General features: G+C 49.8%; 1 rRNA gene. It reads right to left on the minus strand.

From position 1 onward, the window contains the following. Nucleotides 1-58: 58 nt before the first annotated feature. Nucleotides 59-2,936 (minus strand): 23S ribosomal RNA (locus N7931_RS19060). Nucleotides 2,937-3,053 lie beyond the last annotated feature (117 nt).

Consider the following 3,053-nt stretch of genomic DNA (forward strand, 5'->3'; position numbering starts at 1 on the left):
AAAAATTCAATCAATCTAGTATTCTAAACCACATGCTTTAATAAACATTCGGCGTTGTATGGTTAAGCCTCACGGGTAATTAGTATTGGTTAGCTCAATGCCTCACAGCACTTACACATCCAACCTATCAACCTTGTAGTCTACAAGGGCCCTACAGGAACTTTAAGCTCAGTGAGAACTCATCTCGGGGCTCGCTTCCCGCTTAGATGCTTTCAGCGGTTATCGATTCCGAACTTAGCTACCGGGCAATGCCATTGGCATGACAACCCGAACACCAGAGGTTCGTCCACTCCGGTCCTCTCGTACTAGGAGAAGCCCCCCTCAATTCTCAAACGCCCACGGCAGATAGGGACCGAACTGTCTCACGACGTTCTAAACCCAGCTCGCGTACCACTTTAAATGGCGAACAGCCATACCCTTGGGACCGACTTCAGCCCCAGGATGTGATGAGCCGACATCGAGGTGCCAAACACCGCCGTCGATATGAACTCTTGGGCGGTATCAGCCTGTTATCCCCGGAGTACCTTTTATCCGTTGAGCGATGGCCCTTCCATTCAGAACCACCGGATCACTATGACCTACTTTCGTACCTGCTCGACGTGTCTGTCTCGCAGTTAAGCTGGCTTATGCCATTACACTAACCGTACGATGTCCGACCGTACTTAGCCAACCTTCGTGCTCCTCCGTTACGCTTTGGGAGGAGACCGCCCCAGTCAAACTACCCACCAGGCAGTGTCCGCAACCCCGATTAGGGGTCAACGTTAGAACATCAAACATACAAGGGTGGTATTTCAAGGATGGCTCCACAACAACTAGCGTCGCTGCTTCAAAGCCTCCCACCTATCCTACACATGTAGGTTCAATGTTCACTGCCAAGCTGTAGTAAAGGTTCACGGGGTCTTTCCGTCTAGCCGCGGGTACACAGCATCTTCACTGCGATTTCAATTTCACTGAGTCCTGGGTGGAGACAGCGTGGCCATGATTACACCATTCGTGCAGGTCGGAACTTACCCGACAAGGAATTTCGCTACCTTAGGACCGTTATAGTTACGGCCGCCGTTTACCGGGGCTTCGATCAAGAGCTTCGCTTACGCTAACCCCATCAATTAACCTTCCGGCACCGGGCAGGTGTCACACCGTATACGTCATCTTTCGATTTAGCACAGTGCTGTGTTTTTAATAAACAGTTCCAGCCACCTGGTTACTTCGACCACCTCTCGCTCCAGGCGTAAAGCCCTTCACAATAACGTGGCGTACCTTCTCCCGAAGTTACGGTACTATTTTGCCTAGTTCCTTCACCCAGGTTCTCTCAAGCGCCTTAGTATTCTCTACCTGACCACCTGTGTCGGTTTGGGGTACGGTTCTTTATAACCTGAAGCTTAGAAGATTTTCCTGGAAGTATGGCATCAACTACTTCAGCACCTTAGTGCCTCGTCTCGTGTCTCAGTCTTAGCGGTCCGGATTTGCCTAAACCACCAACCTACACACTTTCACATGGACTACCAACGCCATGCTAGCCTAGCCTGCTCCGTCTCTCCGTCGCAGTTATAAAAAGTACGGGAATATTAACCCGTTTCCCATCGACTACGCATTTCTGCCTCGCCTTAGGGGCCGACTTACCCTGCCCTGATTAGCATGGGACAGGAAACCTTGGTCTTTCGGCGGGGGAGGTTTTCACTCCCCTTATCGTTACTCATGTCAGCATTCGCACTTCTGATACGTCCAGCATGCTTTACAGCTTTGCCTTCAACCGCTTACAGAACGCTCCCCTACCACTTACGCATAAGCGTAAATCCGCAGCTTCGGTTGCTTATTTAGCCCCGTTACATCTTCCGCGCAGGCCGACTCGACTAGTGAGCTATTACGCTTTCTTTAAAGGGTGGCTGCTTCTAAGCCAACCTCCTAGCTGTCTAAGCCTTCCCACATCGTTTCCCACTTAATAAGCATTTGGGACCTTAGCTGGCGGTCTGGGTTGTTGCCCTCTTCACGACGGACGTTAGCACCCGCCGTGTGTCTCCCGGATAGTACTCTCAGGTATTCGGAGTTTGCAAAGGGTTGGTAAGTCGGGATGACCCCCTAGCCTTAACAGTGCTCTACCCCCTGAGGTATTCGTCCGAGGCGCTACCTAAATAGCTTTCGGGGAGAACCAGCTATCTCCCGGCTTGATTAGCCTTTCACTCCGACCCACAGGTCATCCCCTAACTTTTCAACGTTAGTGGGTTCGGTCCTCCAGTTGATGTTACTCAACCTTCAACCTGCCCATGGGTAGATCGCCGGGTTTCGGGTCTATACCTAGCAACTCTACGCGCAGTTAACACTCGCTTTCGCTACGGCTCCCCTATTCGGTTAACCTTGCTACTAAATATAAGTCGCTGACCCATTATACAAAAGGTACGCAGTCACGGAATAAATCCGCTCCCACTGCTTGTACGTACACGGTTTCAGGTTCTATTTCACTCCCCTCACAGGGGTTCTTTTCGCCTTTCCCTCACGGTACTGGTTCACTATCGGTCAATTGGGAGTATTTAGCCTTGGAGGATGGTCCCCCCGTCTTCAGTCAAAATAACACGTGTTCCGACCTACTTAATACGTGAACTTAAACGCTTCATATACGGGACTATCACCCACTATGGTCAAACTTTCCAGAATGTTCTATTACGCTTAAATTCATCGGCTGTTCCCCGTTCGCTCGCCGCTACTTAGGGAATCTCGGTTGATTTCTGTTCCTCGGGGTACTTAGATGTTTCAGTTCTCCCGGTTTGCCTCTACACCCTATGTATTCAGATGCAGATACTCTATAAAGAGTGGGTTGCCCCATTCGGAAATCTGTAACTCATGCGTCTTTTATCGACTCGTCACAGCTTATCGCAGATTAACACGTCCTTCATCGCCTCCAATTGCCTAGGCATCCACCGTGCACGCTTAGTCACTTAACCATACAACCCGAATATTTATCCGAGTTGCATTTGCAACTATTCGCCAGTTTTCGAATACCAGTTCAACTTGATTGAACTTTTTTCTTTATTACTTGCTTGTCCAGATTGTTAAAGAGC

This window comes from Catenovulum sp. 2E275 (assembly GCF_025515275.1).
Taxonomy (GTDB): domain Bacteria; phylum Pseudomonadota; class Gammaproteobacteria; order Enterobacterales; family Alteromonadaceae; genus Catenovulum.